Source organism: Actinomyces sp. ICM58 (assembly GCF_000283035.1).
Lineage (GTDB): Bacteria > Actinomycetota > Actinomycetes > Actinomycetales > Actinomycetaceae > Pauljensenia.
Genome location: NZ_ALIY01000002.1, coordinates 1 through 2,936, shown reverse-complemented (window position 1 = coordinate 2,936; position 2,936 = coordinate 1). Strand labels below are relative to the sequence as shown.

Below are 2,936 nucleotides of genomic sequence, written 5' to 3'. Positions count from 1 at the left end.
CTCCAGCGCCGCGCCCGCCGAGAGCGGCACCGAAGCCACCCCCTCGCCGAGCCCCTCCTCGTCCGCGGCATCCTCCGCGCCCGATCATGGCGCCGTCATCCAGGTCCTCAACGGCACCGGCACCCAGGGCTACGCCGGCCAGCAGGCGACGATCCTCAACCAGGCGGGCTACGCCGGAACCTCCGCGGCCAACGCCGACGGCTGGGCGACGCAGACCTCGACCGTGTACTACGAGGATCCCAGCATGGAAGGGACCGCGAAGGATATCGCGTCCAAGCTCGGTATCGATAACGTCCGCCAGGAGAGCGGCCTGGGAAACCCCGACATCGTCGTCGTCCTGCGCTAAGCGCGCGTGAGTTCTGCGAGCCGCCGGCCCCGCGTGGGTTCCGGCGGCTCGCGCATATCTGGGTTGCGCGCGTTACGCCCTGAGCGCATCGGGCTCACGTCCCCTACCTCGCCTTGCACTCGATGCTGGTGAGTGCCAGAATCGTACTTGGCACTCCAACATGGAGAGTGACAAGACCACAGGTCCGGTGAGGCCGCCTACCAAGCGCGGTCGTCCGTCGCGGGCGCCGGACCCGATCCGCATCGCGGAAGGATATATTCCCAATGAGCAAGATCATCAAGTTTGATGAGGATGCCCGTCGCGGCATGGAGAACGGCCTGAACCTGCTGGCCGACACCGTCAAGGTGACGCTCGGCCCCAAGGGCCGCAACGTCGTGCTCGACAAGAAGTGGGGCGCCCCCACGATCACCAAGGACGGCGTGTCCGTCGCCAAGGAAATCGACCTCGACGATCCCTTCGAGCGCATCGGCGCCGAGCTCGTCAAGGAGGTCGCCAAGAAGACCGACGACGTCGCGGGTGACGGCACCACCACCGCGACCGTTCTGGCCCAGGCCCTGGTCCACGAGGGCCTGCGCAACGTCGCCGCCGGATCCAACCCGATCGCCCTCAAGCGCGGCATCGACCAGGCCGTCGAGGCCATCGTCGCCCAGCTGCACGCCGACGCCAAGCCCGTCGAAACCACCGAGCAGATCGCCGCCACGGCCTCCATCTCCGCCAACGACCCCGCCATCGGCAAGCTCATCGCCGAGGCCTTCGACAAGGTCGGCGCCGAGGGCGTCGTCACCGTCGAGGAGACCAACTCCTTCGACACCACCCTGGAGACCACCGAGGGCATGCGCTTCGACAAGGGCTACCTGTCTGCCTACTTCGTGACCGACCAGGAGCGCCAGGAAGCCGTCCTCGAGGACGCTTACGTCCTCCTCATGGACTCCAAGATCTCCAACGTCAAGGACATCGTCCCCGTCCTGGAGAAGGTCATGCAGACCGGCAAGCCCCTGGCGATCATCGCCGAGGACGTCGAGGGCGAAGCCCTCGCCACGCTGGTCGTCAACAAGATCCGCGGCACCTTCAAGTCCGTCGCCGTCAAGGCCCCCGGCTTTGGCGAGCGCCGCAAGGCGATGCTGCAGGACATGGCCATCCTGACGGGCGGCCAGGTCATCTCCGAGACCGTCGGCCTCTCCCTCGAGAACGCTGACCTCGAGCTGCTGGGCCGCGCCCGCAAGATCGTCGTCTCCAAGGACGAGACCACCATCGTCGAGGGCGCCGGCGACAAGGACATGCTGGACGCCCGCGTGCGCCAGATCCGCCAGGAGATCGAGAACACCGACTCCGACTACGACCGCGAGAAGCTGCAGGAGCGCCTCGCCAAGCTGGCTGGCGGCGTCGCCGTCATTAAGTCCGGCGCGGCCACCGAGGTCGAGCTCAAGGAGCGCAAGCACCGCATCGAGGACGCCGTTCGTAACGCTCGCGCGGCCTCCGAAGAGGGCCTGGTCGCCGGCGGCGGCGTCGCCCTGATCCAGGCCGCCGCCGTGGCGCTGCCCAAGCTCGACTCCCTCACCGGCGACGAGGCGACCGGCGTCAACATCGTGCGCCTGTCCGTCTCCGCCCCCCTCAAGCAGATTGCTGAGAACGCGGGCGTCGAGGGTGGCGTGGTCGCCGACCGCGTCGCCAGCATGGAGCCCGGCCACGGCTTGAACGCCGCGACCGGCGAGTACACCGACCTCATGGCTGCCGGCATCTCCGACCCGGTCAAGGTCACCCGTTCCGCGCTGCAGAACGCCGCGTCGATCGCGGGCATGTTCCTGACGACCGAGGCCGTCGTCGCCGACAAGCCCGAGCCGCCGGCAGCCGGTGGCGACGAGGCTGGCGCCGGCATGGGCGGCATGTACTGAGCCGCTCGGCGTTAACGCTGATCCGCCTGGGGGCGGGGCCCGTGAGGGTCCCGCCCCCAGGCGCATGTCTGGCGGACGACGCGCACTGCACCGGGGGCGGGATGACGCGTCTCGCCCCCGGTGCATGTCTAAGCGCCTGCGAACAGGGCCGACGAGTGCGCCTCGGCGTCCGCGTAGGTGGTCGCCGCGGCCTGCAGCTGCGTGGAGATGGAGTCCAGCGCGTCGTGGGTCTGTGCCTGGATGCCCTGCCACTGGGTGATCGTGGCCTGGAAGTTGGCCTGTGCTCCGCCCGTCCACGAGTCCTGAAGGGCGAGCAGCTGGGACATGAGCGTGTCGACTTCGGTGCGGATCGTGGAGGCGGTCGCGCAGGCCTGTGCGGATGCTGCGGATACCTGTTCGGCGTCAACGGCGTAAGCGGTCATGATGTCACTCCTTTGTGGGCCCCGGGTGGGCCCGTCACCCTCGACGCTACGCGCGTGACAGCGCATAATCGAGGCGGAAACAACGCCCTGTGGATAACTGCCTGCGCCAACAAGTGCCTGTGGATAGCCCGCGTGGAGGGGCGCGGTGCCTGTGGAGGGGCGCGGTGCCCGCGGCGGCGTGGCTTCGAGAGGCCGCACCGAGAGAGGCCGCACCGAGCGAGGCTCGCGGCGCGGACAGCGATCGGGCGGGCGGCCCCCTGTGGATATACCAGGCCC

3 protein-coding genes are annotated in these 2,936 nt (G+C 68.8%); 2 read left to right on the top strand and 1 reads right to left on the bottom strand.

The features are described 5' to 3' along the window. Together HMPREF1138_RS00070 and groL are read left to right on the top strand one after the other, a co-directional pair. A partial coding sequence (locus HMPREF1138_RS00070) for a LytR C-terminal domain-containing protein (protein ID WP_009054972.1) occupies positions 1-346 on the top strand: 346 nt, incomplete at its 5' end. A gap of 263 nt (positions 347-609) precedes the next feature. Beyond that, a complete protein-coding gene (gene groL, locus HMPREF1138_RS00065) occupies positions 610-2,238 on the top strand; it encodes a chaperonin GroEL (protein WP_009054974.1) in 1,629 nt (542 codons plus the stop codon). Between the two features lie 128 nt (positions 2,239-2,366). Here the strand turns inward: groL and HMPREF1138_RS00060 are convergent, their stop codons facing one another. After that, entirely contained in the window at positions 2,367-2,660 is a 294-nt protein-coding gene (locus tag HMPREF1138_RS00060) for a WXG100 family type VII secretion target (protein WP_009054976.1), read from the bottom strand. Positions 2,661-2,936: the final 276 nt, after the last annotated feature.